Annotated in this window: 26 protein-coding genes; 15 read left to right on the top strand and 11 right to left on the bottom strand. The window is 64.9% G+C overall.

Translation table 11 applies throughout. From position 1 onward, the window contains the following. Positions 1–48: 48 nt before the first annotated feature. The 3 genes from F8237_RS13120 to F8237_RS36335 form a co-directional block, all read right to left on the bottom strand. Positions 49–927, bottom strand: a complete 879-nt coding sequence (locus F8237_RS13120) for a shikimate dehydrogenase (RefSeq protein ID WP_151645253.1) — start codon at positions 925–927, stop codon at positions 49–51. A gap of 210 nt (positions 928–1,137) precedes the next feature. After that, the gene (locus tag F8237_RS13115; RefSeq protein ID WP_151645251.1) at positions 1,138–2,082 is read right to left on the bottom strand and encodes a LysR family transcriptional regulator; all 945 of its coding nucleotides are present in this window, start codon (positions 2,080–2,082) and stop codon (positions 1,138–1,140) included. 185 nt (positions 2,083–2,267) lie between these two features. Further along, the gene (locus F8237_RS36335) at positions 2,268–2,444 is read right to left on the bottom strand and encodes a hypothetical protein (protein WP_151645250.1); all 177 of its coding nucleotides are present in this window, start codon (positions 2,442–2,444) and stop codon (positions 2,268–2,270) included. Between the two features lie 166 nt (positions 2,445–2,610). Between F8237_RS36335 and F8237_RS13105 the strand changes: the two genes are divergently transcribed. The 7 genes from F8237_RS13105 to F8237_RS13075 all read left to right on the top strand — a co-directional run bounded on the left by F8237_RS13105 (position 2,611) and on the right by F8237_RS13075 (position 7,945). Next, a complete protein-coding gene (locus tag F8237_RS13105; protein WP_151645248.1) occupies positions 2,611–3,339 on the top strand; it encodes a helix-turn-helix transcriptional regulator in 729 nt (242 codons plus the stop codon). An 83-nt stretch (positions 3,340–3,422) separates the two neighbouring features. Continuing rightward, positions 3,423–4,082 carry an acyl-homoserine-lactone synthase gene (locus tag F8237_RS13100; RefSeq protein WP_162006026.1) on the top strand — a complete coding sequence of 220 codons (660 nt, stop codon included), beginning with the start codon at positions 3,423–3,425 and terminating at the stop codon, positions 4,080–4,082. 1 nt (position 4,083) lies between these two features. Then, positions 4,084–4,302: a hypothetical protein gene (locus tag F8237_RS13095; RefSeq protein WP_151645244.1), complete on the top strand. Its 219-nt coding sequence runs from the start codon at positions 4,084–4,086 to the stop codon at positions 4,300–4,302. A 303-nt stretch (positions 4,303–4,605) separates the two neighbouring features. Continuing rightward, complete coding sequence (locus F8237_RS13090) at positions 4,606–5,523, top strand: branched-chain amino acid ABC transporter permease (protein WP_151645242.1); 918 nt, start codon at positions 4,606–4,608, stop codon at positions 5,521–5,523. Next, positions 5,520–6,464 (top strand): branched-chain amino acid ABC transporter permease, encoded by a 945-nt coding sequence (locus tag F8237_RS13085; protein WP_151645240.1) that lies wholly within the window; start codon positions 5,520–5,522, stop codon positions 6,462–6,464. Before F8237_RS13090 ends, F8237_RS13085 begins: the two co-directional genes overlap by 4 nt. Further along, positions 6,457–7,224 (top strand): ABC transporter ATP-binding protein, encoded by a 768-nt coding sequence (locus F8237_RS13080; protein ID WP_015689178.1) that lies wholly within the window; start codon positions 6,457–6,459, stop codon positions 7,222–7,224. The genes F8237_RS13085 and F8237_RS13080 overlap by 8 nt, the downstream gene beginning before the upstream one ends. Further along, positions 7,217–7,945 carry an ABC transporter ATP-binding protein gene (locus tag F8237_RS13075; protein WP_162006025.1) on the top strand — a complete coding sequence of 243 codons (729 nt, stop codon included), beginning with the start codon at positions 7,217–7,219 and terminating at the stop codon, positions 7,943–7,945. Before F8237_RS13080 ends, F8237_RS13075 begins: the two co-directional genes overlap by 8 nt. Before the next feature lie 176 nt (positions 7,946–8,121). Here F8237_RS13075 and F8237_RS13070 read toward each other — a convergent pair whose 3' ends face one another. Further along, the gene (locus F8237_RS13070; protein WP_151645238.1) at positions 8,122–9,570 is read right to left on the bottom strand and encodes a glutamine synthetase family protein; all 1,449 of its coding nucleotides are present in this window, start codon (positions 9,568–9,570) and stop codon (positions 8,122–8,124) included. A gap of 175 nt (positions 9,571–9,745) precedes the next feature. After that, positions 9,746–11,104, bottom strand: coding sequence for an aromatic ring-hydroxylating dioxygenase subunit alpha (locus tag F8237_RS13065; RefSeq protein WP_151645236.1), 1,359 nt, complete (start codon positions 11,102–11,104; stop codon positions 9,746–9,748). Positions 11,105–11,218: 114 nt separating this feature from the next. Between F8237_RS13065 and F8237_RS13060 the strand changes: the two genes are divergently transcribed. Both F8237_RS13060 and ybaL read left to right on the top strand, forming a co-directional pair. Then, entirely contained in the window at positions 11,219–12,004 is a 786-nt protein-coding gene (locus tag F8237_RS13060; RefSeq protein ID WP_151645234.1) for an IclR family transcriptional regulator domain-containing protein, read from the top strand. Between the two features lie 62 nt (positions 12,005–12,066). Further along, positions 12,067–13,803 carry a YbaL family putative K(+) efflux transporter gene (gene ybaL / locus F8237_RS13055; RefSeq protein WP_151645232.1) on the top strand — a complete coding sequence of 579 codons (1,737 nt, stop codon included), beginning with the start codon at positions 12,067–12,069 and terminating at the stop codon, positions 13,801–13,803. A 5-nt stretch (positions 13,804–13,808) separates the two neighbouring features. Here ybaL and F8237_RS13050 read toward each other — a convergent pair whose 3' ends face one another. The 3 genes from F8237_RS13050 to F8237_RS13040 all read right to left on the bottom strand — a co-directional run bounded on the left by F8237_RS13050 (position 13,809) and on the right by F8237_RS13040 (position 15,991). Further along, on the bottom strand, positions 13,809–14,510 hold the full coding sequence (locus F8237_RS13050) for a transglutaminase-like domain-containing protein (RefSeq protein WP_151645230.1): 702 nt from the start codon (positions 14,508–14,510) through the stop codon (positions 13,809–13,811). A 109-nt stretch (positions 14,511–14,619) separates the two neighbouring features. After that, complete coding sequence (locus tag F8237_RS13045; RefSeq protein ID WP_151645228.1) at positions 14,620–15,015, bottom strand: group II truncated hemoglobin; 396 nt, start codon at positions 15,013–15,015, stop codon at positions 14,620–14,622. A gap of 67 nt (positions 15,016–15,082) precedes the next feature. Next, entirely contained in the window at positions 15,083–15,991 is a 909-nt protein-coding gene (locus tag F8237_RS13040) for a helix-turn-helix transcriptional regulator (protein WP_151645226.1), read from the bottom strand. A gap of 140 nt (positions 15,992–16,131) precedes the next feature. Here F8237_RS13040 and F8237_RS13035 point away from each other — a divergent pair, with 140 nt between their 5' ends. From F8237_RS13035 to F8237_RS13025, 3 genes are read left to right on the top strand one after another with little or no spacing between them, the layout of a single operon-like run. After that, positions 16,132–17,673, top strand: coding sequence for a benzoate-CoA ligase family protein (locus F8237_RS13035; RefSeq protein ID WP_151645224.1), 1,542 nt, complete (start codon positions 16,132–16,134; stop codon positions 17,671–17,673). A gap of 8 nt (positions 17,674–17,681) precedes the next feature. After that, on the top strand, positions 17,682–18,500 hold the full coding sequence (locus tag F8237_RS13030; protein WP_151645222.1) for an alpha/beta fold hydrolase: 819 nt from the start codon (positions 17,682–17,684) through the stop codon (positions 18,498–18,500). Between the two features lie 18 nt (positions 18,501–18,518). Continuing rightward, positions 18,519–18,689 (top strand): hypothetical protein, encoded by a 171-nt coding sequence (locus F8237_RS13025; RefSeq protein ID WP_244626119.1) that lies wholly within the window; start codon positions 18,519–18,521, stop codon positions 18,687–18,689. Positions 18,690–18,942: 253 nt separating this feature from the next. On the opposite strand, the gene F8237_RS13020 is transcribed toward F8237_RS13025, so the two are convergent. Then, positions 18,943–19,968: an IS110 family RNA-guided transposase gene (locus tag F8237_RS13020; protein WP_151644825.1), complete on the bottom strand. Its 1,026-nt coding sequence runs from the start codon at positions 19,966–19,968 to the stop codon at positions 18,943–18,945. 139 nt (positions 19,969–20,107) lie between these two features. Between F8237_RS13020 and F8237_RS13015 the strand changes: the two genes are divergently transcribed. The 3 genes from F8237_RS13015 to boxB all read left to right on the top strand — a co-directional run bounded on the left by F8237_RS13015 (position 20,108) and on the right by boxB (position 23,759). Continuing rightward, positions 20,108–20,500 carry a DUF309 domain-containing protein gene (locus tag F8237_RS13015; RefSeq protein WP_259174417.1) on the top strand — a complete coding sequence of 131 codons (393 nt, stop codon included), beginning with the start codon at positions 20,108–20,110 and terminating at the stop codon, positions 20,498–20,500. A 104-nt stretch (positions 20,501–20,604) separates the two neighbouring features. Then, complete coding sequence (gene boxC / locus F8237_RS13010) at positions 20,605–22,293, top strand: 2,3-epoxybenzoyl-CoA dihydrolase (protein WP_151645220.1); 1,689 nt, start codon at positions 20,605–20,607, stop codon at positions 22,291–22,293. 14 nt (positions 22,294–22,307) lie between these two features. After that, positions 22,308–23,759 (top strand): benzoyl-CoA 2,3-epoxidase subunit BoxB, encoded by a 1,452-nt coding sequence (gene boxB, locus F8237_RS13005; RefSeq protein WP_151645218.1) that lies wholly within the window; start codon positions 22,308–22,310, stop codon positions 23,757–23,759. Between the two features lie 171 nt (positions 23,760–23,930). Here boxB and F8237_RS13000 read toward each other — a convergent pair whose 3' ends face one another. Beyond that, positions 23,931–24,743 carry an SDR family oxidoreductase gene (locus F8237_RS13000; RefSeq protein WP_151645216.1) on the bottom strand — a complete coding sequence of 271 codons (813 nt, stop codon included), beginning with the start codon at positions 24,741–24,743 and terminating at the stop codon, positions 23,931–23,933. Positions 24,744–25,006: 263 nt separating this feature from the next. After that, on the bottom strand, positions 25,007–26,065 hold the full coding sequence (locus F8237_RS12990; RefSeq protein ID WP_151645214.1) for a polysaccharide deacetylase family protein: 1,059 nt from the start codon (positions 26,063–26,065) through the stop codon (positions 25,007–25,009). Between the last annotated feature and the right edge of the window lie 35 nt (positions 26,066–26,100).

The raw sequence follows: 26,100 nt of genomic DNA, 5'->3' as shown, positions 1-26,100 counted from the left end.
CCCTCGATGTCCCGGTATTGTCCGCGGCCTTGTGTCCGGCCGCTTGGATTACGCCGGGTGATAGGTCGAACTTCGCGCCGCCATCACCTCGTCGAAAGCCTCTCCCATGATCTCGGTCGAGGGGGCAAGACCGGTGAACAGCTCGAAGGCGTCGGCGGCCTGGTAGATCGCGAGCTCACGTCCGGTCATGATCCGCGCGCCGCGCTCCTGCGCCGCGGCGAGCAGCGGGGTGATCAGCGGCGAATATACCGCGTCCGCCACCCACAATTTGTCGTGCAGCAGCGTGGCCGCAACGGGCATGTCCCGGTTCGGCAACATGCCGACCGGCGTGCCGTTGACGAGACCGGTTGCGCCATGCAGTGCGTCCTCGACGCCTGCAGCCACCCTCGCGCCGCCCCGCGGGGCAAGCAGGGAGGCCAGCGTCTCGGCGCGCGCGGGCTCGCTGTCGAAAATGCGAATGTCGGCCACGTCGAGGCTCGCCAGCGCGAAGGCGATCGCCTTGCCGACGCCGCCCGCGCCGATCACGGCGACGGCGTTGCCGGAGGGCGCCAGCAGCGGCGCCACCGCGCGCGCAAAGCCTGTCGTGTCGGTGTTGTGGCCGGTCAGCCGTCCGTCCTTGACGACGACGGTGTTGACGGCGCCCATCGCGGCCGCGCCCGGCGCCAGCGCGTCGAGTAGCGGCACCACCGCTTCCTTGTAGGGGAACGTGACATTGACGCCGGCGAAGCCCAGGCGGCGCACGCCTTCGAGCATCATGGCGAGCCCGGCCGCATCGGCGCCGGCGACTTCGATGAGCTGGTAGTGACAGCGCAGGCCGAGCGCCTCGGCGGCGCGCTCGTGCATTGCGGGGGACGCGGAATGCGCGATCGGCGCGCCGATCAGGCCGGTGAGGAGCTTCTTGCTGGCGGCGTATCCGCGCTTGGACATGGCTTTCTATCGTCTCGCTGGGAGCCTTCGGTCCCGGCCATTAGCGGGGAAATCCGCGCAATTCCAAGTGGGCTTCGAAGTGGGCTTCGAAGGGGGCTTCGAAGGGGGCTTCGACGTGGGCTTTCAAGGGCGCTTTCAATGCGTTTTCCGGTGCGACGATAGCCTGTCCCCCGCCTAACACAATTACCCATTTATCCAACAAACCTAACGTCATGTTATTTTCTTTCGCCCGCGCGCCGGCGCGGCCCTGCCGTTGCCGCGGGACGGCTCGATCGCGCGCATCTCGGTACGCAGGGATTCGATGAAATGCTCGGCATGCAGCGACAGCGGCGCGCCGCGCTTGACCGCGATGTAGGTGTCGAACCGGGTCGGCTCGGTGATCCTGAGCAGCTCGATGCCGGGATAGCCGCCATGGGCCACCGTGAACTGGTCGATGAAGGCGATGCCGAGCCCGGCCTTCACCAATGCGCAGACGGTGGTGCCGAAGCGCGCGCGGATGGTGATGTCGTAGTCGAGCCGGTTGCGCGCGAAGATATCGGCCATGATCCGTCCGTAGGGGTCGTTGGGATCGATGCCGATCAGCGGATAGCGGGTGATCTCGGCGGCCGAGACCTGCTTGCGACCGGCAAGCTCGTGGCCCGGCGGCACGATGCAATAGAGCTCGCCCGATGCGAGCGGCATGAAGTCGAGGCCGGAATGCTCCAGGCGGTAGCTCATCGCGACGCACTCGCCGCGGCCGAGCATCAGGTAGTCGATGGCTTCCTCGAGCTTGAGGATGTTGATGTCGATGCCGAGATCGGGATAGCGGCGCCGGACGCGCTCGATCGCGCGCGGCACCATCACCTGCGAGATGCTCGGCACCGAGCCGATGCGCAGCTCCGACAATCCGCCCCGGCCGATCTTGGAGATGATCTCGGAGAGATCGTCCACCTTCTTGTAGACGCCGTTGATCTGCTCGAAAATGCTCTCGGCTTCCGGCGTCGGGAAGTAGCGGCCGTTCTGGCGCTGGAAGAAACGGATGCCGAGCGAGCGCTCGGTGTATTTGACCAGGCGGCTGATCCCCGGCGCCGACACGTTGAGCAGCTTCGCCGCGCCGCCGATGGTGCCCGTCACCATCACGGCACGGATCACTTCAACCTGGCGCAGCGTCATCATGTCCCGGGCATCCGAATGAGGATCGTGGCGGCGATCATCTCACGAGAGCCGCGATGTCATCCAGCTGCAAGTGGGGGACGATGTGGACGGGAGTCGGATTGTTTCGACTAAAATCAGCCCGTTTGAACGACGGGGCATCGGCGCGCGATCCGTTTCATCGGCGTCGCATTTGCTGCGACTGCGCTCTAGCTCGCCGGTCCTTCCGGCAACACGCTGCCGGGCCGCTCCGCGTGCTCGCTTTGCAGCACCTCGCGCGCGAACTCGATGATCTTCTGCTTGTTCGCCGTTTCGTGGACGGCGAAAAACACGCGGTTCAGTTCAAGGCCGAGCACGCTGTTGAGGGCGATGTCCTCGTGTTCCATCGTGGTTTTCCCGCTTTAGACGTCACAGGTGTAACTTGGCATCACTTCCTCCACAAGTAGATTAAATTCTCGGATCGAGCAGGGGCCGCAAAACTACGGGGGCAGCGAATTGAGGCAGCCCTCGAATACGTGCTATACGGGAAGGCGTGGGTCAGGAAACGCACCGATGTCCGCCGTAGACTATGGCCGGGAGGCGCTCGACTTCATCGAGGGCCTCGGAACCTATCGCAAGGTCCCGGACGCCATGAATGCGCTCGAAACGGCGTTCGGCCGCTTCGGCTTCGAAACCATCATCGTGACGGGATTGCCGAATCCCGATCAACGCTTCGCGCAGATGGTGCTGGCCAAGCGCTGGCCGGCGGAATGGTTCAGTCTCTACACCCGGAACAATTACGACCGCGTCGATCCGGTGGTCCGCTTGTGCCGCCAATCGGTCAACCCGTTCGAATGGGCGGAAGCGCCGTATGACGCCGACCTCGAGCCGGATGCGGCCGAGGTGATGAACCGCGCCGGCGATTTTCGCATGTCGCGCGGTTTCATCGTGCCGATCCACGGGCTCACCGGCTACGAGGCCGCGGTGTCGCTCGGCGGCGTTCATCTCGATCTCAACGCCCGCAGCAAGCCGGCGCTGCACCTGATGGCGATGTATGGCTTCGACCACATCCGCCGCCTGCTCCAGCCGGTGCCGTATCCCCCGGCGCGTCTCACCCCGCGCGAACGCGAGGTGATCGCGTGGGCCTCGCAGGGCAAGTCGGCCTGGGAAATCGGCGAGATCCTGCACATCACGCAGCGCACCGCCGAAGAACACCTTGCAACCGCTGCGCGCAAGCTGGGCGCCGTCAACCGCACGCATGCGGTCGCGCTGGCGATTCGCAACAAGATCATCAATCCCTGAGCGACATACTGGGAAATTTCCCAGTATCGAGCCTGTCTCTTTTCACAGAGGCTGACCCCCATTGAGGCTGAATGGGGGTTTTCATGATTCATGCGATTTCTGCGGTCAATCGCCACCTTTACGAAGACGTACTCGAGCAGCATTTCCGGCTGCGCCACGACATCTTCGTCGAGGAGCGGCATTGGGACACGCTGCGCAAGCCGGATGGTCGCGAGATCGATTCCTACGACAACGAGGATACTGTCTATCTGCTTGCGCTGGAGGGGCGCCGCGTCATTGGCGGTCACCGGCTCTACCCGACCACCAAGCCCTCGATGATGAGCGAGGTCTTTCCGCATCTGGCCGCGGTGCGCGGCTGCCCGGCCGATCCGCTGGTCTGGGAGTGGTCGCGCTACTTCGTCGTTCGCGACCGCCGCGACGGCCCGCTCAACCTGCAACTGATGGCGGCGGTGCAGGAGTTCTGCCTCAATCAGGGCATCGCGCAGGTCAGCGCGATCATGGAGACCTGGTGGCTGCCGCGCTTCCACGAGGCCGGCTTCGTCGTGACTCCGCTCGGCCTGCCGGGTCTGGTGGAGAACGCCTGGACCATGGCGGCGACCATCGACATTCGCCGCGAGACGGTCGACGCCCTGCATGATCGCATCGGCGTGGCGTCGATCGTGCGACAGGACGGCCCGCGTCTGGACGCCGTTGCCCGTGCCAACCTCTGCGGCCTCGCTGCCGCGCAACGAAAGAGCGCCTGAGATGACGAACATGATGCGGGACAGCCAGAGCATGGCGCAGACCAAGGACGAGAATCTCGGCTACATGTCCGACATGGCGCTCGAGCTGGCGCAAATGGCGGAAGACTCCGGATTGGCGACGCTCGCCTATCTGTTCCGGATGGCGGCACTCGAGGCCTCGACGGCAGAGAGCGTGCTTCCCGAACGGGATGATCGTTCCCGGGAGATCAGGTCGCACTAGACATCCTCCTCATTCCGACGAATTCGCACCCTCCCCGCGGCTTTGCTGCGGGGAGGGTGATCGTTTGGGTGCGGCAGGTTGCCCCACGCCGCTCGGCAGCCTTCTTGCAGGGACACGAGCAGGGCGCGTTCGACCACGCGCGCCGGATGCAACAAAGTGCATGTCTGGCGCGGAATCGCTCTTGCCTCGGAACGATACTGCCATTACCCATTTTTTCGCCTTGTCGAGGCGGGGGAGCTCTTTCACTGATGACGACCGTGTTCGAAGGTCGGCGCTGTACCGCGTGCGCCTGAAAGAGTTCTGATGCTGCTCGTCGTCGAACAGTTCCTGAACGGATTGCAGTTTGGCCTGCTGCTGTTCCTGCTCGCCGCCGGCCTGACGCTGGTGTTCGGGATCATGGATCTCGTCAACCTCGCGCACGGCTCGCTCTACATGATGGGCGCTTATTTCGCCGCGACCTTCGCGGCCTGGACCGGCAGCTTCCTGCTCGGTGCGCTGCTGGCGCTCGGCGCCACGCTTCTGCTGGGCATCGTGCTGGAGATGAGTGCGCTGCGGCATCTCTATGGCCGCGACCATCTCGACCACGTGCTCGCGACCTTCGGCCTGATCCTGTTCTTCAACGAGGCGGTGCGGCTGATCTGGGGCCCGGCCGGTCTCGCGCTGCCGCTGCCCGCCTGGCTCACGGTGCCGGTGCCGATCCTGCCCGGCATTCACTATCCCGCCTATCGCCTCGCCATCATCGCGGTGGCGCTGCTGGTCGCGCTCCTGCTCTATCTCGGCGTGATGCGCACCCGCATCGGCATGCTGATCCGGGCCGGCGCCTCCAACCGCGAGATGATCGGTGCGCTCGGCATCAACATCAAGCTGCTCTACACGCTGGTGTTCGGCCTCGGGGCCGCGCTCGCCGGCCTCGCCGGCCTGATGCAGGCGCCGATCCTCACCGTGCAGATCGGCATGGGCGAGAACATCCTGATCCTCGCCTTCGTCATCATCGTGATCGGCGGCATCGGCTCGATCCGCGGTGCGTTCCTCGCCGCGATCTTCGTCGGCATGATCGACACACTCGGCCGCGCCTTCCTGCCCAATTTGCTACGGCAGGTGCTGAGCGGCGCCGCTGCGTCCACTGCCGCGCCGGCGCTGTCCTCCATGTTGATCTATCTGGTGATGGCGATCGTGCTGGTGGTGCGGCCGGAGGGGCTGTTTCCGGCCAACCGTCGATGAAGGCTTTCACCGTGAGCAAGGCCGTCACGGCCCTGATGCTGGCCGGCCTCGTGCTGCTGCCGCTCTATTCGCAAGCATCCGGCAACGTCTTCATCCTGACGCTGTTCACCCGCATCGTCATCCTGGCGCTGGCGGCCGCGAGCCTCAACCTCATCATGGGCTATGGCGGCATGATGAGCTTCGGCCACGCCGCCTATCTCGGCATCGGCGGCTATGCCGTCGGCATGCTCGCGCAGGAAGGCGTCGGCTCCGGCTTCATCCAGTTCCCGGTCGCGCTCGCGGCCTCCGCGCTCTATGCGCTGGTGATCGGCGCGCTGAGCTTGCGCACCCGCGGCGTCTATTTCATCATGATCACGCTCGCCTTCGCGCAGATGGCCTATTACGTCGCCTCGGGCCTGGCCCGCTACGGCGGCGACGACGGCCTCACCGTCTACAAGCGCAGCGACTTCTCCGGCCTGGTCAATCTCGGCAATCGCACGCAGTTCTATTACCTCTGCCTCGCCTGCCTGTTCGGGGTCATCTTCCTGATCTGGCGCATCGCCAATTCGCGTTTCGGTCTCGTCGTGCAGGGATTGCGCTCCAACGAGCAGCGCATGCAGGCGATCGGCTTCCCAGCCAAACGCTATCAGCTCGTCTGCTTCGTCATCTCCGGCATGATGTGCGGCCTCGCCGGCGCGCTGCTCGCCAACAACACCGATTTCATCAGCCCGGCCGTGATGTACTGGACCCGGTCCGGCGATCTCATGGTGATGGTGATCCTGGGCGGCATGGGCACGCTGTTCGGCCCCGTCATGGGCGCCGTGGTGTATCTGCTGCTGGAAGAGTTCCTGTCGCAGCTCACCGAATATTGGGCGCTGATCATGGGGCCGATGCTGCTGCTGATCGTGCTGTTCGGCCGCGGCGGCATCATGGGCCTGCTCGGGAGGTTCAATCGTGGCTGAACCTCTGCTCCGGGTCGACAGACTGGTGCGTCGCTTCGGCGGCATCATCGCGACGGACCACGTTTCGCTCGACGTCGCGGCCGGCGAGCTGCACGCCATCATCGGCCCGAACGGAGCCGGCAAGACCACGCTGATCAGCCAGCTCACCGGACACCTCGAACCGCATTCCGGCAGCGTCTCGCTCGGCGGCCGCGACATCACCTATCTGCCGGCCTATCGCCGCTGCGCGCTCGGCCTTGCCCGCTCGTTCCAGATCACTTCGTTGCTGCTCGATTTCACCGCCGCCGACAATGTCGCGCTGGCAGCCCAGGCGCATGCGGGCCACTCGTTCCGCTTCTTCGCCAACGCCCGCAAGGAAAAGGGCCTGCGCGATGCCGCCCATGCGGCGCTCGACCGCGTCGGGCTGCTGCATCGTGCCGATATCCTGGTGTCCAGGCTCAGCCATGGCGAGCGTCGCCAGATCGAGCTTGCGGTCGCGCTCGCGAGCAAGCCGAAATTGCTGCTGCTCGACGAGCCGATGGCGGGCCTCGGCGTCACCGAATCCCAGAGCATGGTCAAGCTGCTGCAGGAGCTGCGCAAGGAGGTCTCGATCGTCCTCGTCGAGCACGACATGCCCGCGGTGTTCGCGCTGGCCGACCGCATCACGGTGCTGGTCTATGGCCGCGTCATCGCCTCGGGCGATCCGGCCGCGATCCGCGCCAACGACGAGGTCAAGCGCGCCTATCTCGGCGACCAGCACGTGGTGACGCACCATGGCTGAAAAGATGATGGCTGACGCGCTGCTCGACGTCGACGGCATCGAGACCTGTTACGGCCTCAGCCAGGTCCTGTTCGGCCTGTCGCTGTCGATCAAATCGGGCGAGATGGTTTCGCTGATGGGCCGCAACGGCATGGGCAAGACCACCACCATCCGCTCCATCATGGGCCTGACACCGGCGCGCGCGGGCAGCATCCGTTTTGCCGGCACCGAAGTGCGGCCGCAGCCGTCCTACCGAATTGCCAAGCTCGGCGTCGGCCTTGTCCCCGAGGGGCGACAGATCTTCCCGAATCTCACCGTGCGCGAAAACCTGGTCGCGGCCGCCGCCGATCGCTTCGGCAGCACCAATCCCTGGACGCTCGCGGCGATCTACGTGATGTTCCCGCGGCTCGCCGAGCGCGCCTCCAACATGGGTAACCAGCTTTCCGGCGGCGAGCAGCAGATGCTTGCGATCGGCCGCGCGCTGATGACCAATCCGAAGCTGCTGATCCTGGACGAAGCGACCGAAGGCCTCGCCCCGCTGATCCGCGAAGAGATCTGGAGCTGCCTGTCGCTGCTCAAGAGCCGCGGCCAGTCGATCCTGGTCGTCGACAAGAACGTCGACCATCTCGCCCGCATCTGCGACCGCCACTACATCATCGAGCGCGGCAAGACGGTGTGGAGCGGCACGTCCGACCAGCTGATGGCCGAGCCGGATCTGCAGCATAAATATCTGGGGATTTGAGCGACGGGAGGCTCGTGCTTCGCAAACGGTGACGTCCCTGTGAACGCAGGGACCCATACCGCGGAATCGATCGAACGCGCACAGTATCGATCCCGAACGACGAGCCTTCGCCAAACGTCTCCCTGGGGTTATGGGTCCCCGCGTTCGCGGGGACGACGTCGGGGAGAGAGCTGCCCTCAAAACACCTCGAAATATTCCCGGTGCTCCCAGTCGGTCACCTCTGCCAGGAAACGGTCGATCTCGGCGTTCTTGATATGCGTGTAATAATCGACGAACTCCGCCCCCAGCTTCTCGCGGAAGAACGGGTCGTCCTTCAGCGCGCTCACCGCATCGCGCAGCGACTTCGGCAGCAGCGGCGCCTTGGTCTCGTAGGGGGTGTCGGCCGACGGGCCGGGATCGAGCTTGCGGTCGACGCCGTCGAGACCTGAGAGAATCTGCGAGGCCATGTAGAGATAGGGATTGGCGGCGGGCTCGCCGATGCGGTTCTCGAGGCGCGTGGCGGCATCATTGGCGCCGCCGAGCACGCGGATCATCACGCCGCGATTGTCGCGGCCCCAGATCGCGCGATCCGGCGCCAGCGAATAGGAGCGGTAGCGCTTGTAGCCGTTGATGGTCGGCGTGGTGAACAATGTGGACGCGCGGGCGTGGTCGAGCAGGCCGGCCAGATAGAAGCGGCCGAACGCGCTGAGCGGCTCGCCGCCGTCCTTCGCCGTTTCCTTGGTCATGAACTGGTTTTCACCCGTCGTGCGCGAGACGATCGACTGATGCAGGTGCCAGCCGCTCGCAAACAAATTCGGCAGTTTCGGCCGGCACATGAAGGTGGCGTGATAGCCGTGGCGGCGCGCGATCTGCTTCACAGCGCTGCGGAACAGCACCATGTTGTCGGCAGGCTCCAGGCCCTTCTTCGGCGCGAACGTGAACTCGCACTGGCTCGGCCCGAACTCGACCTCGACCGAGCGCAAGGGCAGCCCGAGCGCGACGATGTCGCGCCGCAGGATCTCCAGGACCGGCTCCATCTGATCGAAGCGCTGCTCGGTGAGATATTGGTAGCCGTGGCTGAGCAGGCTCACCGAGGGCGGCGTGCCGGGCTGGCCGGCGTCCTCGGGCCGCATATGCGGATCGTCGAGCTTGAAGATGTGGAATTCGACCTCGAGCCCTGCGACGAAGTCGTGGCCGCGGCTGCCGAGCTCGTCGAGCACCTTGCGATAGAGCCCGCGCGTGGCGAACGGCACGGGACGGCCGTCCTGGAAATAGAGGTCGCACAACACCCAGCCGGTCGTGGGGGCCCAAGGCAGCACGCGGAACGTGGTGGTATCAGGCACCATCAGCACGTCGGCGGCGCCCTCCATCTCCTTCATGCCGAAGCCGCCGCCGGCGGTGAACACCGGGAACACCGTGCGGTGCGATGTGTCCTTGGCGAGCATGGTGGTGGTGATGGAACAGCCACTCTCCAGCGAGGCAATGGCTTCGGCGGCGATGATGGTCTTGCCGCGCAGAATGCCGTGCTGGTCGGGGAAGGCGAGGCGGATGACTTCGAGATTCCTCTCCTCGACGATGCGGCGCATGCGCGCTGCGGCGTCCTTCTGCTCATCCGACCACAGCGCGTGACGCGCGACGAAACTCACTTTGGTTGCTCCTCAGTCCACGCTGTCATCGCCGGCGAAGGCGGGCGATCCAGTATTCCAGAGACGGTCGTGGATCCAAGAGAGGTCGCGGCGTACTGGATGCCCCGCTTTCGCGGAGCATGACAGCGACAAATGTCGAGCCACCGTCGCGAATCGCCAACAGCCAATGGCATCGTCACTCCGCCGCCGTCAGCCGGTGCACGTTGTCGGCGATCTCCTTCGGCACGGGTGCCGTCCAAGGCGCGCCGCGGCGGCGCTTGACGTCGACTTCCATCCAGTAGGTCTCCCAGCCCCGGGTCGGCCCGATGCCGTCCATGGTCGCCGGTCCCTGGATGCTGCGTGCATTGGCCTCGTCGAGAAACAGGATCGGCCTCTCGCCGCCGCCGACCTTCTCGATTTCCTGCCGCAGCAGGCGGCGATATTGCACGATCGCCTTGTCGCTCGAGCCAAGATGCTCCTTGGTGCGATCCTGGATCGCGCCCATCGATTCCACCGCCCACTGGTCGTGGACGTTGATGTCGTTGCCCATGCCGGTATAGGTCGCGGTCTGCTGTTCGTGCGGATCGAAGCCGTAATCGTTGCCGCTGTTCTTGCGCGACTTGTAGTCGGGCAACTCGTAGAGTTCGAGCCGCTGATCGCGCATCTTCTTTTTATCGACCGGCGCGGCGTAGCTGGTGAAGATCGCGTACCAGTAGCAGTTCTCGTCGTCGACCGGCACGTGCCACTGCGTGATCGTCATCTCCGTGCTCATGGGGATGACGAAAGCGTGCGGAAAGAGCTGGTTGGTGACGCGCACATGGGTGCGCTCCTCGTCGATTTCGCGCAGCGCGATCAGCCTGAGGCCATATTCGGTGTGCTCGACATTGATGATCGGGCGGTCGTATTCGCGCAGGATCTTGGTCATCGGCAGGTCGGAGCCTGCGGAGGCGCCGCGGAACTGCTTGCCATAGGCCGTGGAGGTGTCTTCGTCCTCGAAGAAACGGTGCAGGTACGAGGCGTGCGCGGGGTCGATGCCGACTTCCAGCGCCTGCAGCCAGTTGCAGGCCATGTGGCCCTTGAACGCAAAGGTGTGCGTGCCGGGCGCGACGAAGCAGTCGATCTCCGGGAAGGCCGGCGGTTCGCCCTCGCCAAGATAAGCCCAGAGGATGCCGCTCTTCTCCACCACCGGGTATGAGCGCTGGCGGATGTTCTGGCAGAGCTTTGAATCCTTCGGCTCGGCCGGAGTCTCGATGCACTGGCCGGTCGCGTCGAACAGCCAGCCATGGAAGGCACAGCGCAATCCGCCATGTTCGAGCCGTCCGAAGGCGAGGTCGGCGCCGCGATGTGCACAGAGGCGGTCGATCAGGCCGTAGCGCCCGGTCTCGTCGCGAAACAGCACCAGGTTTTCGCCGAGCAATTTGACGGGACGGATCGGACGGTCGCCCTCCAACTCGTCAACCAGCGCCGCCGGCTGCCAGTAGCTGCGCATCAGCTTGCCGCAGGGGTCCTTCGGCCCGGTGCGGGTGATCAGGTCGTTCTGCTCCTGGCTCATCATGGTGAGTGCATCCTCTGTGGAGTGGCGAATGTTCGCCTATTGAACGAATGGGCGAATTATGACATGCCTCGGAACGGCGGCAAGCACTATTTTGCAGGAGCGTCCGAAAGGCCCATGCCCAAGCTGAAGCGAAGCGAGACCGACGAGCGCGCGACGGATTTCGTCGAGAGCCTCGATCGTGGCTTGCGTCTGCTCCAATGCTTCGGAGCGACGACGGGCCCGATGACGCTGAGCGATCTCGCCCGCGCCGCCGATCTGCCGCGCGCCACCGCGCGGCGCATGCTGTTCACGCTTCAGCGCGGCGGCTTCGTCTCCGGTGACGGAAAACTGTTCTCGCTGACGCCGCATGTGCTGACGCTCGCGGCGTCCTATCTGCGCTCCAACCAGCTCGTCACGGTCCTGCAACCGGTGCTCGATCGTGTCGCGATCGCGGCGAATGAAATCTCTTCGCTCGCGGTGCTGGACGGTGACGATGTCGTGTTCGTTGCCCGCAGCAGTCCGGCGCGGATGTTCTCCGGCGGTCTCGAAATCGGCTACCGGCTGCCCGCCTTCTGCACCTCGGTCGGCCGCGCCATGCTCGGCCAGCTCGACGATGCCGATCTCGCCGCGCGCCTGGAAACAATGAAGCGCGAAGCCCTGACGCCGCAGACCGTGACCGAACCCAAGGCGTTGCTCGCGCGCATCCAGGCCGATCGCGCGCAGGACTACTCGCTGGTCGACCGCGAGGCCGAGCCGCATTTCCGCTCGATCTCGGTCCCGGTGCGTCGTTACGACAATGTGATCGTGGCCGCCGTCAACATGGGCGCCCATGTCGACCGCGTGCCGACACAGGAATTGATCGAGCGTTTCCTGCCGCTGCTGCGCGACGGCGCGGAATCCGTGCGCTCGCAATTGCTGTGAGCCTGCGATCCGCGCGCACAGGTCGCGGTGCGCACCCGTGCTCGCTGTGTCAAAAGGCAAAAATGCCACATGACACGCCTCTCATCGCCACCATCGTCGTTGGACTCGGACTAGCCTTCGTCTTCGGAACTATCGTACAGCGGTTCCGCATCCCGCCGCTCGTCGGTTACCTCCTGGCTGGCGTCGCGGTCGGTCCGTTCACGCCAGGCTTTGTCGCCGACCAAGCGCTTGCCAACGAACTCGCCGAGCTCGGTATCATCCTGCTGATGTTCGGCGTCGGCCTGCACTTCTCGCTGCAGGACCTGCTTTCGGTGCGAAAGATCGCCGTGCCCGGCGCCGTCGTGCAGATTGCGGCTGCGACATTGATGGGGCTCGGCCTTGCATGGCTGATGGGCTGGGGCATCGCCGCGGGCCTGGTGTTCGGATTGGCGCTGTCGGTCGCGAGCACCGTCGTGCTGCTCCGCGCGCTGCAGGAGCGGCGCCTGATGGAGACCGATCGCGGACGCATCGCCGTCGGCTGGCTGATCGTCGAGGACCTCGCGATGGTGCTCGTGCTGGTGCTGTTCCCCGCGATCGCGAGCCTTCAGGGCGGCAACGGCAGCCAGCCGGCGTTCGCGCCGCTCGCGGCGCAGGCCGGCTTCGGGCTTGCCGGAATCGTGATGCTGACCCTCGTCAAGATCGTCGTGTTCATCGGCTTGATGCTTGTGGTGGGGCGCCGGGTGATCCCGTGGATCCTGCATTATATCGCCCATACCGGCTCGCGCGAATTGTTCCGCCTCGCCGTGCTCGCGATCGCGCTGTGCGTCGCGTTCGGGGCGACCAAGCTGTTCGACGTCTCGCTGGCGCTCGGCGCGTTCTTCGCCGGCATGATGCTGCGGGAATCGCCGCTCAGCGCGCGCGCCGCGCAGGAATCGCTGCCGCTGCGCGATGCCTTCGCCGTCCTGTTCTTCGTCTCGGTCGGCATGATGTTCGATCCGATGAGCGTGGTCCGCGAGCCCTGGCCGCTGCTGGCGACGCTCGCCATCATCATGCTCGGCAAATCGGTCGCCGCGTTCCTGATCGTGGTGCTGTTCCGGCATCCCGTCGCGACCGCGCTGACGATCTCGGCGAGCCTGTCGCAGATCGGCGAGTTCTCCTTCATCCTGGCCGAGCTCGGCGTCGCCTCGCAGATCCTCCCCAGCGATGGGCGCGACCTGATCATGGCCGGCGCGATCCTCTCCATCATGCTCAATCCGCTGATGTTCGCGGCCGCGACCTGGCTCGCGCCGCGGCTCGATCACAGGCGGGATTCGCCGCAAGCCCCGGCCGCCGGGCCCGAGCCGATCCGCACCACCGATCTGACCGACCATACGATCGTGATCGGCTATGGCCGCGTCGGCGCGCTCGTCGGCGACGCGTTGAAGCAGCGGCAATTGCCGTTCCTCGTCGCCGAGGTCGGCGAGAGCGCGCTGGCGAATCTGAAGCAGGGCGGCATCGAGGCCATCATGGGCAATGCGGCGCAGCCCGACATCCTCGAGGCCGCCAACCCGGCGCGGGCGCGGCATCTGGTGATCGCGATCCCCGAAGCGTTCGAGGCGGGACAGATCGTGCAGCAGGCGCGCGCGGCCAATCCGGACATCCGCATCATCGCGCGAGCGCATGCGGATGCCGAGGTCGATCATCTCAAGGGGCTTGGGGCCGACGTCGTCATCATGGGCGAGCGGGAAATCGCGCGCGGCATGATCGAGGAGCTGGAGAGGAGAAATCCGGATGCTGCCCAGCAAGATCCCCGCACGCTCGCTGTCGGTTCGGTCGTTTGACCTGATCACGCCGGCGGGAAAGAGCGACCGGTTTCCGCCGCCTCGCGCTCCATGTCGCGCCCCGACAAATCCTCGCCCTGCATGTTGGCGTAGTCCCGCGCCATCTCGCGCATCAAGAACTTCGCCGGCACGTCGTGATAGGTGCCGCGGTCGTTGACATATTGCATGTAGGCGCGGCCTTCGCCGTCGAAGGGATGCAGCAGCGCGTCGGTGTGGCCGTCGAAATCGAGCGGCGCCACGCCGACCTTGGCGCAGAGCGTGTCGTTGAAGGTCGGTGTCGCCTTGCGCCATGCACCGTCGACATGCACTTCCGTGAAACCGTGCCAGGTGAAGATGTCAGTGCCCATGCTTTGCCGCAGCTTCTCGGTGGTGAGATGGTTCTTCACGTCGGCGAACCCCACGCGAGCCGGAATACCGTGGACGCGGCAGGCGGCGGCATAGAGAGAGGCCTTGCCGACGCAATAGCCCTGGCCTGCGGCGAGCACGCTCGACGCGCGAAAGGTCTCGGCGATGCGCATGCTGACATAAGGATTGTAGCGAATGCCGTCGCGCACCGCCTTGTAGAGCACGCTCGCCTTCTCGCGCGCGCTCGCACCCTCGCGCACCGCGGTCTCGGCGAATTGCCGCACCGCGGGATGATCGCTGTCGATGTACTCGCCGGGATCGGTGTAGAGGCGGCGGATGGTGTCGGGGAGAATGTCGGTCATGTGGCGAGCTTAACAGGTGATTTGCGCGGAACTCAAACCGCGCGACGCAATGGCGCATTGCGCGTGAGCATGGTGCGTCCTCGTTTTGCGTCGAGGCGCTGCGGACCTGTCACTGCCGGTTGCGCATCCAGTCGGCGAGGCCCGATATCGCGCGATCGAGGTCCTGCCGTGCGGCAGCGTCAGTAACCGTCTCCTCCAGCGCGCCGCGCATGCAGAGGAGCCAGGCGTCGCGCTCTGGATCGCCGATCGCAAAACCGAGGTGCCGCTGCCGCAGCCGCGGATGGCCCTTCTCGACGGAATAGAGCTTTGGGCCCCCGGTCCACTCGGTGAGATAGCGCTTGAGCACGTCTCTGATCAGGCCGAGGTCGGCGGCGTGCATGGCGCGGATGATCTGCGCCTCCGGCAGTGTATCCATCCGGTCGTAAAAGCGATCGACCAGCCGGTCAATCGTGGCGCTGCCGCCGATCCGCTCGAAGATGGAGATGGTGACGTCGCTGGAGGTCATCGAGAAGTCCTGAAGTTTGCCGCCGAGCTCGCATATAGGGTCATCGGAGGTTTGGAGGCAGCGAGGATTACAGCGCCACGCTCCGCAGCCCAAAGCTGCGGGCTTCGTTCTGCAGTACCGGGCGCACCGCATCGATCAGCCGCGCCGCCGCCGCATCGACCGACAGCCCTGCCGTGTCCACCACCGCGGTCGCGCGCGCATACAGCGGCTCGCGGCTCAGCAGGATGTTGCGCAGCTCGGCCATCGCGGAGCGATCGTCTGCCATCGGCCGCAGATCGCCCTGGCGCCGGACGCGGGCCATGTGCTCCTCGGGCTCGGCCTTCAGCCAGATCGTGTAGAACGACGACAGGATCTGGTCGAAGGTCAGCGGCTCCGAGACGATGCCGCCGCCGGTCGCCAGCACCATCAGCTCGTTGCGCGCGAGCAACTGCTGCAGCGCCGCCTGCTCCATGCGGCGAAAGCCTTCCTGGCCGTACAGCGCGATGATCTCGGCGACCGAGAGGCCGTTCTGCTGCTCGACCTCCTTGTTGAGCTCGACGAAGCTCCAGCCGATCTTCTTCGCCAGGATCTTGCCGAGCGTGGATTTGCCGGCGCCGCGCAGGCCGATCAGCGCGATGCCGCAGAACGGTGCGCGCCGCGGCGCGGAGGCGCTGCCGCCGGCGAGCAGGTCCTTGGCCTGTGCGATCTGCGCCGGCGTCGCCTTGCGCAGGAGGTCGCGAAACATCTGCCAGTCCGGCGTCGGATCGGCCGAGGGAAGCAGGTCCTCCAGATGCGCGCCCATCGCGTCGGAGACGCGGCGGAGCAGCACGATGGAGACGTTGCCCTTGCCGCTCTCGAGCTGCGCGATGTAGCGCTCCGAAATTCCGGAGACCTTGGCGAGCACTTTGCGCGACATGCCGCGCAGCGCGCGCATGGTGCGCACGCGCTGGCCGAGCTGTTCGAGAAATCGGGATTCGGCGTCGGGACTGTCGATCATGAGCCTTCTTTAACGGATGCCGTCTTTGAAAAAGCTCCTGCGGCGCATTTTAATGAAACATAATGCCTGCTAACATTGACAGCAAGCCACCGCGGTGTCTTTCTATGAATTATAATTCTAAAAAATCGAGGGAGAAGTCCGTGAGCGAGGGATCCTATAACGCGGTGACCTGGCTGCTCGACCGCAACGTCGAGGAGGGCAGGGGAGGCAAGCTCGTCTTCGACGACACCGTCTCCCGGCTCACCTATGGCGAGCTTCAGCAACAGACGCGGCGCGTCGCCAACATGCTGCGCCGTCTTGGCGTGCGCCGTGAAGAGCGCGTGGCGATGATCATGCTGGATACGGTCGATTTCCCGCTGCTGTTCCTGGGCGCGATCCGCGCCGGCATCGTGCCGGTGCCGCTCAATACGCTGCTGACCGCGGACCAATACGCCTACATCCTCGCCGACTGCCGCGCCCGTGTGCTGTTCGTCTCCGAAGCGCTCTACCCCGTCATCAAGGACGTGGTCGGTCGCATGCCCGATCTCGAGCATGTCGTGGTCTCCGGCGCCAAGCAGAACGGACATAAGCAGCTGGCCGAAGAGCTCGCTGGTGAGAGCGACCAGTTCATCACGGCGGCGACGCATCCGGACGAGCCGGCGTTCTGGCTGTATTCGTCGGGCTCGACCGGCATGCCCAAGGGCGTGCGCCACATCCATTCGAATTTGCAGGCGACGGCTGACGCCTACGCCAGGCAAGTGCTCGGCATTCGCGAGAGCGACGTCTGTCTCTCCGCGGCAAAACTGTTCTTCGCCTACGGCCTCGGCAATGCGCTGACCTTTCCGATGTCGGTCGGCGCCACCGTCATTCTCAACAGCGAGCGGCCGACGCCGGCGCGCATGTTCGACCTGATGAACCGCTACAATCCGTCGATCTTCTACGGCGTGCCGACGCTGTTCGCGGCGATGCTCAACGACGAGACGATGAAGGCGGAGCGGGGCGGCAAGAGCTTGCGAATCTGCACCTCCGCCGGCGAGGCGCTGCCGGAATCCGTGGGCAACAGCTGGAAGGCGCGCTTCGGCGTCGACATCCTCGACGGCGTCGGCTCGACCGAGCTCCTGCACATCTTCCTGTCGAACGCGCCCGGCGACATCAAATACGGCTCATCAGGCAAGCCGGTGCCGGGCTATGCGGTGCGGCTCGTCAACGAGGCCGGCCAGGACGTCGCCGACGGCGAGGTCGGCGAGCTCCTGGTCGATGCGCCCTCCGCCGGCGAGGGCTACTGGAACCAGCGCCACAAGAGCCGCCGCACGTTCGAGGGCCCGTGGACCCGCACCGGCGACAAATATGTCCGCGACACTGAGGGCCGCTACACCTTCTGCGGCCGCGCCGACGACATGTTCAAGGTCTCCGGCATCTGGGTCTCGCCATTCGAGGTCGAGAGCGCGCTGATCACCCATCCCGCCGTGCTGGAAGCCGCCGTCGTGCCCGAAGCCGATCCGGAAGGCCTGCTGAAGCCGAAGGCCTTTGTCGTCCTGCGCCCCGGCGCGACGCCGGCGGGCCTGCAGGAGATGCTGAAGGAGCACGTCAAGCACAAGATCGGCCCGTGGAAATATCCGCGCTGGATCGACGTGGTGGAGTCCTTGCCGAAGACGGCGACGGGAAAGATCCAGCGCTTCAAGCTGCGCGAGGGGGCGAATTGAGTGACAGCATGACCAACCTCACCCCAGCTGGTTTCCTCGGCATCGGCAACGCCAGCCTCGAATACAAATGGCTCGCACCGCAATCAGCCGATGCGCCGACCATCGTCATGCTGCACGAAGGCCTCGGCTCCGTCGGGCTGTGGGGCGACTTCCCCGAAAGGCTTCAACAGGCCACCGGCGCCGGCATCTTTGCCTATTCGCGCGCGGGCTACGGCCAGTCGAGCCCGGTCGCGCTGCCGCGGCCGCTCGACTACATGCAGCGCGAGGCGCTGGACGTACTGCCGAAGCTGCTCGACATGATTGGCTTCAAGCGCGGTCTGCTGCTCGGCCATTCCGACGGCGCCTCGATCGCGACGATTTATGCCGGCGCCCATCAGGATCACCGGCTGCAGGGCCTCGTGCTGCTGGCGCCGCATTTCATCGTCGAGGACATTTCGGTGCAGTCCATCGCCGCGATCAAGACCAGCTTCGAGACCACGGATCTCAAGGCCAGGCTCGGGCGCTGGCACAAGGACGTCGACAGCGCTTTCTACGGCTGGAACGGCGCCTGGCTCGATCCGAAATTCCGTGACTGGGACATCTCGGAATATCTGGCCTACATCCGCGTTCCCATTTTGATCCTGCAAGGTGCCGATGACCAATATGGGACATTGCGACAGGTCGAAATTGCGCAGGAAGAGTGCTACTGTCCGGTAGATATTAAAATTATTTCAGACGCGGGCCATTCCCCGCATCGTGAAGCGCCGGGGGCGACGCTTGACGCTATTGAGCAATTTGCACGAGCGGCCCTGCGCGACGATCAGGGACTCCAGGGACGCGCCGCATGATCTTGCGGGGGCACATCCATGAATGTGCCGCCGTATGCGAGCGGCCCGTTGCCGTGGCCGCAATGGGCCTATGTGCCGGGCGATGCCGCCGGGCTCGACGCCGATTACATCACGCTCGACCTGGCCAAGGCGCTGGTGCCGCCGGCGTTTCGCGGCTACGTGCCCGCGCGCCATCCGGCGCTTCTGTAACGGGCCCTGGTTAGTCAATCCCTTTTTGCGTCGTCCACTCGCCGGGAACCTGCTTCTGTACGGGATCGGCGCGGTGGCCGTCGCCTGATGGGGTTCTAGAGAGGAGCAGGTCGGCCAATCTACGGAAGCGTGATCGCATCGACGGATGCGTCGACAACCCGGATGACGGCCTGGCCTGATCCATCGTCCCGGCGAAGGGACTTCGCTTCGGGGAGGCTGGTGTGATGCCCGCCCGAATCTGTGTGCTCTTGCTTTAAGCCATGGCAGTCGTCCTGAACGGTGCGTTGTCCTTGAGCATGCGCAGCATGATCACGGCGAGCTTGCGTGCTAACGCTACCTTGGCCTTGTTCATGCCGGCGCGCTTGGCGATCCGCATGGCCCAGCTCTTGAGCGGCGCGCAGCCCTTGATCGGCTTGGTCAGGATGATGTGGGCGGCTTCATAGAGCGCCTCGCGCACGGAGGCGTCGCCATTTTTACTGATGCGGCCGCGGTAGTCGGTCTCGCCTGACTGGTACTTCTTCGGCGTCAAGCCGAACAACGGTCCCGCGCGCTTCGCCGAGTTGAAGCGCGAGGGGTCATCGATGGCGCTGGCAAAGGTCAGCGAGATGATCGGTCCCACGGCCGGTGTCGACATCAGCAGCTTGGCTTTGGCATCCAAAAGCGACATCGCCCGCACCCGCTTCTCAAAGCCGTTGAACTCGCGCAGTAGCACTGCATGAACCGCCAGCGTCGCAGTAGCGATCGTCTCGAGGGCCTGATGGCCGGCCACCAGCTCACGGATGCGTGCCGCAAAACTGCGCTTCGTCGTTTTGCCAACCTTCAATCCGAAGCCGCGCAGGATCCCGCGCAGGCTGTTCTCGATGTCCTGAAGCTTGGCCTGGATCAGCTTGCGCGCCGTCAGCATCGCACGGGTCTCCTGGGCACTCATCGACTTGCAATGCACCGGCCGGAACCAGCCGAGCCGCATCAATTGCGCGATGTTGCGGGCGTCGTTACGGTCCGACTTCACCGGCATCGCCTTGAAGGCATCGCTCACGTGCCGCGTTTCCAGGAGCTCGACCGCGAGGCCCTCGTGCTTCATGGCTGTATAAAGCCACTGAGACAGCGGTCCGGCCTCCAGCCCGATCCTGGCGAGTTCGAACCCGAGCGAGCGGAACCAGCCAATCAGCGCCACAGGCTCGCTGGCAACCTTGACCTCCCGAACGATCTTTCCGCTCGCGTCGACAACGCACACGCTGGAGCATTCCAATGACACGTCGATTCCGGCATAGTAGTCCATGGTCGTTCCTCCTTGATGCTTGGAGCGAAGCTTAGGCCTCGACTCCGCTACACCATCAATGTGAGGGACGACCGCAAACCTTCCAGTCAAGCCGCGCGACGCGCGCAATCAAAATAGCGCCGTAGCTAGCGCGGCTTGACTGGAAGGCCTCCGGGGCCCGTTACCCCATCTACGCTACGGGCTCGCGCTGAACGACCGCGGCTATTTCTGGGAATCGCAGGAAGTGCTGGAGGCGGTGTGGGCCGCGGCGCCGCAAGGCGGCCGCGAGCGCATCCTGCTGCGCGCCTGCATCCAGATCGCCAATGCGAATTTGCGGCTGCGGATGCAGAAGGCGCATTCGGCCGCGCGCCTGTTCGGCGACGCGCTTGGGGAGTTGAGGTCTCTCACCTCGCGCAAGGCGGCGCCGGCCGGCGATGGCTTCGTCGAGAGCTTTCCGATTCCGGCATTGACGGCCCTGCTTCAAGCCAAGCTCGGCCGTCCCCAGCTTTCCAAAGCCGACTGGATCGCGATCAGCGCCATCGTGCGCTCCTGAGTATGAAGCAAAGTGCATATACCGACAGGAATGGACTAGACGCGCTCAGGAAGATGCATTATTGTGCATCTAAGATAGAGCCAAGACAAGCATAGGGATGGCCCATGGCCGGGGAAGATCGGCGCCTCGCAGGCGGCGCGACATTCATCGATTTCCAGACCGAGCCGTCCCGTTACCGGCACTGGAAGCTCGCGGTCGACGGTGACGTCGCGACGCTGACCATGGATGTCGACGAGAACGGGGGCTTGTTCGAGGGCTACCTGCTCAAGCTCAATTCCTACGATCTCGGCGTCGACATCGAGCTCGCCGACGTGGTCCAGCGCCTGCGCTTCGAGCACCCCGAGGTGAAGGTCGTGGTGATGCGTTCGGCCAAGAACCGCGTGTTCTGCGCTGGTGCCAACATCCGCATGCTCGCGGGCTCCACCCACGCCCATAAGGTCAATTTCTGCAAGTTCACCAACGAGACCCGCAACGGCATGGAGGACTCTTCGGAGAATTCCGGTCAGCGCTTCATCACGGTGGTGAACGGTTCGGCTGCCGGCGGCGGCTATGAGCTGGCGCTCGCGACCGACCACATCATCCTCGCCGACGACGGCGCCTCCGCCGTCGCGCTGCCCGAAGTGCCGCTGCTCGCGGTGCTGCCGGGCACCGGCGGCCTCACGCGCGTCGTCGACAAGCGCAAGGTGCGCCGCGACCACGCCGATTTCTTCTGCACCATCGAGGAAGGCGTGAAGGGCAAGCGCGCCGTGCAGTGGCGTCTCGTCGACGAGATCGCGCCGAATTCGAAGCTGGAAGCCAAAATCGCCGAGCGCGCCAGGGAGTTCGCCGCCGCCTCGAAGCGCAAGGGCAGCGGCAAGGGCATCGCGCTCACCCCGCTCGATCGCGTGATCGACCAGACCAGCATCCGCTACGGCTTCGTCACCGTCGATATCGACCGCGCCGCCCGCATCGCCACCATCTCGATCAAGGCACCGGAGGCCGCGCCGCCCGCCGATATCGACGGCATGATGGCGCAGGGTGCGTCGTTCTGGCCGCTGCAAGTGGCGCGCGAACTCGACGACGCCATCCTGCATCTGCGCATCAACGAGCTCGAGACCGCGATGCTGGTGTTCAAGAGCCATGGCGACCGCGCCCATGTGCTCGCGTCCGACGCCTTCCTCGAAGCCAACAAGGCGCACTGGCTGGTCAACGAGATCAGGCACTACTGGAAGCGTGTGCTCAAGCGCATCGACGTCACCTCGCGCACGCTGGTGACGCTGGTCGAGCCGGGCTCCTGCTTTGCCGGCACGCTCGCCGAGCTCGTCTTCGCCGCCGACCGCTCCTACATGCTGATCGGCACGCGCCAGGGCGACAATCGCCCGCCGCCGTCGATCGAACTCTCGGCGATGAATTTCGGCCCGTATCCGATGAGCCATGGCCTGACCCGGCTGCAGTCGCGCTTCCAGGCCGATCCCTCCGACGTTGAGCGGGCGGAAGCCACGCTCGGTACGACACTCGATGCCGAGCAGGCCGAAGAGCTCGGCCTCGTCACCTTCGCGCTCGACGACATCGACTGGGACGACGAGGTCCGCGTCTTCCTCGAGGAGCGCGCCAGCTTCTCGCCCGACAGTCTCACCGGCATGGAAGCGAGCCTGCGCTTCGTCGGCCCCGAGACGATGGAATCGAAAATCTTCTCGCGCCTGACCGCGTGGCAGAACTGGATCTTCCAGCGCCCGAACGCCGTCGGCGAGGAAGGCGCGCTGCGCCGCTACGGCAGCGGCCAGAAGCCGAAATTCGATATGACAAGAGTTTAGGGAGAAGCACGGCCATGAACATGAACATCATGAACGTCGACTACTCGACCAAGATTCCGAACAACGTCAATCTCGCCGAAGACCGCCAGGTGCTGAAGGCGCTCGAAGGCTGGCATCCCGGTTACATGGACTGGTGGAGCGACATGGGGCCGGAAGGCTTCCAGGAATCGCTGGTCTATTTGCGCACCGCCTATTCGGTCGATCCGCGCGGCTGGGCCAAGTTCGATTATGTCCGCATGCCCGACTATCGCTGGGGCATTCTGCTGGCGCCCCAGGAAGAAAACCGCGTCGTGCCGTTCGGCGAGCATTATGGCGAGCCGGCCTGGCAGGAAGTCCCCGGCGAATATCGCGCACTTCTGCGCCGCCTGATCGTGATCCAGGGCGATACCGAGCCCGCCTCGGTCGAGCAGCAGCGCCATCTCGGCAAGACTGCGCCTTCGCTCTACGACATGCGCAACCTGTTCCAGGTCAATGTCGAGGAGGGCCGTCACCTCTGGGCGATGGTCTACCTGCTGCAAAAGTACTTTGGCCGCGACGGCCGTGAAGAGGCCGACGATTTGCTGCGCCGCCGCTCCGGCGATGCCGACGCGCCGCGCATGCTGGGCGCCTTCAACGAGGCCACGCCGGACTGGCTGTCCTTCTTCATGTTCACCTACTTCACCGACCGCGACGGCAAGATGCAGCTGCACAGCCTCGCGCAGTCGGGCTTCGATCCCTTGTCGCGCACCTGCCGCTTCATGCTGACCGAGGAAGCCCACCACATGTTCGTCGGCGAGACCGGCATCACCCGTGTCGTGCAGCGCACCTGCGATGCGATGCGCGAAGCCGGCATCACTGATCCCACCGAGATCGCAAGGGTCCGCGCGCTCGGGGTGATCGATCTTCCGACCATCCAGAAGAAGCTGAACCTGCACTACACGCTGTCGCTGGATCTGTTCGGCTCGGAAGTCTCGACGAACGCGGCCAACGCCTTCAACACCGGCATCAAGGGCCGCTATCACGAAACCCAGATCGACGATGACCACCAGCTCAAGAACGCCACCTATCCGGTGCTCAAGTTCATCGACGGACAGATCAAGCTGGTCGACGAGCCGGCGCTGACCGCGCTCAACATGCGCCTGCGCGACGATTACAGCCAGGATTGCGTCAAGGGCCTGCTGCGCTGGAACAAGGTGATCTCGACCGCGGGCTACGACTTCCAGCTCAAGCTGCCCAACGTCGCCTTCCACCGACACATCGGCGAGTTCAAGGACGTGCACGCGACGCCGGATGGTCTCTTGATCGACGATGCGACCTGGACCAAGCGCAAGGACGAGTGGCTGCCCTCGACCGCCGACGGCGACTTCATCACCTCGCTGATGCAGCCCGTCACCGAGACTGGCAAATACGCCTCCTGGATCTCGCCGCCGAAGGTCGGCATCGACAACAAGCCGGGCGATTTCGAGTACGTGAAGATCGAGACGTAAGGCTGAGGCGGACGCTCTTGCAACAATGGTAGCTGTCATCACCCGCGAAAGCGGGTGATCCTGTATCCCAGAGGCGGTCAGGGTTTAGCCGAGAAGCCGCGGCGTACTGTATGCCCCGGTCAAGCCGGGGCATGACACCGCGTATGAGGTGAGAGCTGAATCAGCTCCAGTCTAATCGCTATCCCACCCGCTCCCCTTGATCCCCGGATTGGCGTAGACGATCCCGCCGTCCACCGCGATGGTCGCGCCCACCACATAGTCCCCCGCGCGCGAGGCGAGATAGATCGCCGCGCCCGCCATGTCCTCGTCGGTGCCGATGCGGCCCACCGGCACGCGGGTCGAGACCTCGTCGGCATGATCGCGTGCCGCGCGGTTCATGTCGGACTTGAACGGGCCGGGCGCGATCGCGGTGACCACGATGTGATCGGAGACGAGCTTGACGGCCATGCGCCGTGTCAGATGGATCAGGCCGGCCTTGCTCGCCGCGTAGGAATAGGTCTCGCCGGGATTGACGAAGATGCCGTCGATCGAGGCGATGTTGATCACCTTGGCCGGCCGCTCCGCGCTTGCGGATGCGCGCAGCGTCGGCGCCAGCGCCTTGGTCAGGAAGAACGGCGCCTTGACGTTGAGGTTCATCACCTTGTCCCATCCGCTCTCCGGAAACTCGTCGAACTCCGCGCCCCAGGCCGCGCCCGCATTGTTGACGAGGATGTCCAGCTTCTGCTCGTGCTTCCTGAATTCGCTGGCCAGCAGCTCGCAGCCGGCGAGCGTGGAGATGTCGATCGGCAGCGCGATGCACTCGCCGCCATATTGCGCGGTGAGCTCCTTGGCCGTCGCCTCGCACGGCCCCGCCTTGCGCGCGGTGATGTAGACCTTGGCGGCGCCGGCGCTGAGAAATCCCGCCGCGATCATCTTGCCGATGCCGCGCGAGCCGCCGGTCACCAGCGCAGTGCGGCCCTTGAGCGAGAACAGATCGTTGAACATGGTGCCTCCCTTGGTTGGCGACCTTTTGAGCGGGGAGGGGAAGGGAGTCAAGGAATGCGGCAGGATAAGCGTGTGGCGCTAAAGTCGTCCAGCAAACGCGATGTCGTCCCCGCGAAGGCGGGGACCCATAACCACAGGGAGAAGTTTGGCGAAGACTGGTCGTTCTGTATTGTTACCGAAGGCGATTGATGGATTTCGCGGTATGGGTCCCTGCGCCCGTGCGCAATTGCGCACTAGGCAGGGACGACGGCGGAGATTGAGGCTTACGCCGCCGCGATCCGGCGAAAGCCGTTCCACATCGCGGTCGCTGCGCCCGAGGTCAGCACCGGCAGAATGCGCGCGTCCTGGTAGTTGCCGTTGAGCGAGACGCGCGGCAGCGCAGTCATGTGGTCGGCGTTCTCGGCGAACAGCATGCCGGGCCGCGTCGTCACCGCAGTCTTGAAGCCGGCGGCCGCGGCAAGCGCGAATTCACGCTCGCCCGCCGCCTCGCGGTCGCCATAGGGATAGGCGAAATGCAGCACGGGACGCTCCAGCGCCTCTTCAATTCCTGCACGGCTGATTGCCATTTCTTGCGCGGCGATCTCCTCGCTCTGCTTGGCGAGATTGCAGTGACTGACGCTGTGGGCGCCGATCGTGACCAGCGGATCGGCGGCAAATGTCCTTACCTCGTCCCAGCTCAGGCAGAGGCTGCGGCACAACGCGGCCATGTCGACGTCGTATCTGGCACAGAGCGCCTCGATCTCGCGCTTGAGATCGTGCTCGCCCGGCAGCGCGCGGAGCCAGTCGTGCAGGCGATCGAATGCCGCCTGCTTGGCGGCTGGCGTCGTCGCATCGAACCGCAGCGCGGAATGGCCGACCTGCACATCGATCTGCTCGGCCTTGGCGATGACGGCCTCCAGCGCGGTCCACCACAGACGTCCGGTGCCCTCGGCGAAATCGCTCGCGACGTAGACGGTAAAAGGCGCGTCAAATTCGCGCAGCACCGGCAGCGCATGGTCGAGATTGTCGCGATAGCCGTCGTCCAGGGCGAAGGCGGCGAAGCGGCGGGCGAACCGGCCCTGCACCAGCCGCTCATGCAGCTCGTCCATGCTGACGATGTCGATCTCGCGCGAGCGCAAATGGCAGAGGGTGGCGCGCAGGAATTCCGGGGTGACCTCGAGATGCCGGTTCGGCTGAAACACAGCCTCGCGGGCCGGCCGCACGTGGTGCAGCATGAAAATGGCGCCCACGCCCGATAGCAATGGACGCAGCAAGTGATGCGCCCCACTGAAATAGAGCGCCCCCAGCCCGGCGCGGATGACGTTATTGCGGAGTTGTTTCATTGCAGGCTGGTGGACCCCTGGGCATTCCGCCCTCA

The organism is Bradyrhizobium betae (assembly GCF_008932115.1).
Classification (GTDB): Bacteria; Pseudomonadota; Alphaproteobacteria; order Rhizobiales; family Xanthobacteraceae; genus Bradyrhizobium; species Bradyrhizobium betae.
The sequence above is the reverse complement of the archived record's forward strand: the minus strand, read 5'-3'. Positions and strand labels throughout refer to the sequence as shown.

Excerpts from the sequence above, each read along its gene's own strand:
- F8237_RS13120 (WP_151645253.1), bottom strand. The coding sequence starts at position 927 with ATGTCCAAGCGCGGATACGCCGCCAGCAAGAAGCTCCTCACCGGCCTG.
- F8237_RS13115 (WP_151645251.1), bottom strand. The coding sequence starts at position 2,082 with ATGATGACGCTGCGCCAGGTTGAAGTGATCCGTGCCGTGATGGTGACG.
- F8237_RS36335 (WP_151645250.1), bottom strand. The coding sequence starts at position 2,444 with ATGGAACACGAGGACATCGCCCTCAACAGCGTGCTCGGCCTTGAACTG.
- F8237_RS13105 (WP_151645248.1), top strand. The coding sequence starts at position 2,611 with ATGTCCGCCGTAGACTATGGCCGGGAGGCGCTCGACTTCATCGAGGGC.
- F8237_RS13100 (WP_162006026.1), top strand. The coding sequence starts at position 3,423 with ATGATTCATGCGATTTCTGCGGTCAATCGCCACCTTTACGAAGACGTA.
- F8237_RS13095 (WP_151645244.1), top strand. The coding sequence starts at position 4,084 with ATGACGAACATGATGCGGGACAGCCAGAGCATGGCGCAGACCAAGGAC.
- F8237_RS13090 (WP_151645242.1), top strand. The coding sequence starts at position 4,606 with ATGCTGCTCGTCGTCGAACAGTTCCTGAACGGATTGCAGTTTGGCCTG.
- F8237_RS13085 (WP_151645240.1), top strand. The coding sequence starts at position 5,520 with ATGAAGGCTTTCACCGTGAGCAAGGCCGTCACGGCCCTGATGCTGGCC.
- F8237_RS13075 (WP_162006025.1), top strand. The coding sequence starts at position 7,217 with ATGGCTGAAAAGATGATGGCTGACGCGCTGCTCGACGTCGACGGCATC.
- F8237_RS13065 (WP_151645236.1), bottom strand. The coding sequence starts at position 11,104 with ATGATGAGCCAGGAGCAGAACGACCTGATCACCCGCACCGGGCCGAAG.
- F8237_RS13060 (WP_151645234.1), top strand. The coding sequence starts at position 11,219 with ATGCCCAAGCTGAAGCGAAGCGAGACCGACGAGCGCGCGACGGATTTC.
- ybaL (WP_151645232.1), top strand. The coding sequence starts at position 12,067 with ATGCCACATGACACGCCTCTCATCGCCACCATCGTCGTTGGACTCGGA.
- F8237_RS13050 (WP_151645230.1), bottom strand. The coding sequence starts at position 14,510 with ATGACCGACATTCTCCCCGACACCATCCGCCGCCTCTACACCGATCCC.
- F8237_RS13045 (WP_151645228.1), bottom strand. The coding sequence starts at position 15,015 with ATGACCTCCAGCGACGTCACCATCTCCATCTTCGAGCGGATCGGCGGC.
- F8237_RS13040 (WP_151645226.1), bottom strand. The coding sequence starts at position 15,991 with ATGATCGACAGTCCCGACGCCGAATCCCGATTTCTCGAACAGCTCGGC.
- F8237_RS13030 (WP_151645222.1), top strand. The coding sequence starts at position 17,682 with ATGACCAACCTCACCCCAGCTGGTTTCCTCGGCATCGGCAACGCCAGC.
- F8237_RS13025 (WP_244626119.1), top strand. The coding sequence starts at position 18,519 with ATGAATGTGCCGCCGTATGCGAGCGGCCCGTTGCCGTGGCCGCAATGG.
- F8237_RS13020 (WP_151644825.1), bottom strand. The coding sequence starts at position 19,968 with ATGGACTACTATGCCGGAATCGACGTGTCATTGGAATGCTCCAGCGTG.
- boxC (WP_151645220.1), top strand. The coding sequence starts at position 20,605 with ATGGCCGGGGAAGATCGGCGCCTCGCAGGCGGCGCGACATTCATCGAT.
- boxB (WP_151645218.1), top strand. The coding sequence starts at position 22,308 with ATGAACATGAACATCATGAACGTCGACTACTCGACCAAGATTCCGAAC.
- F8237_RS13000 (WP_151645216.1), bottom strand. The coding sequence starts at position 24,743 with ATGTTCAACGATCTGTTCTCGCTCAAGGGCCGCACTGCGCTGGTGACC.
- F8237_RS12990 (WP_151645214.1), bottom strand. The coding sequence starts at position 26,065 with ATGAAACAACTCCGCAATAACGTCATCCGCGCCGGGCTGGGGGCGCTC.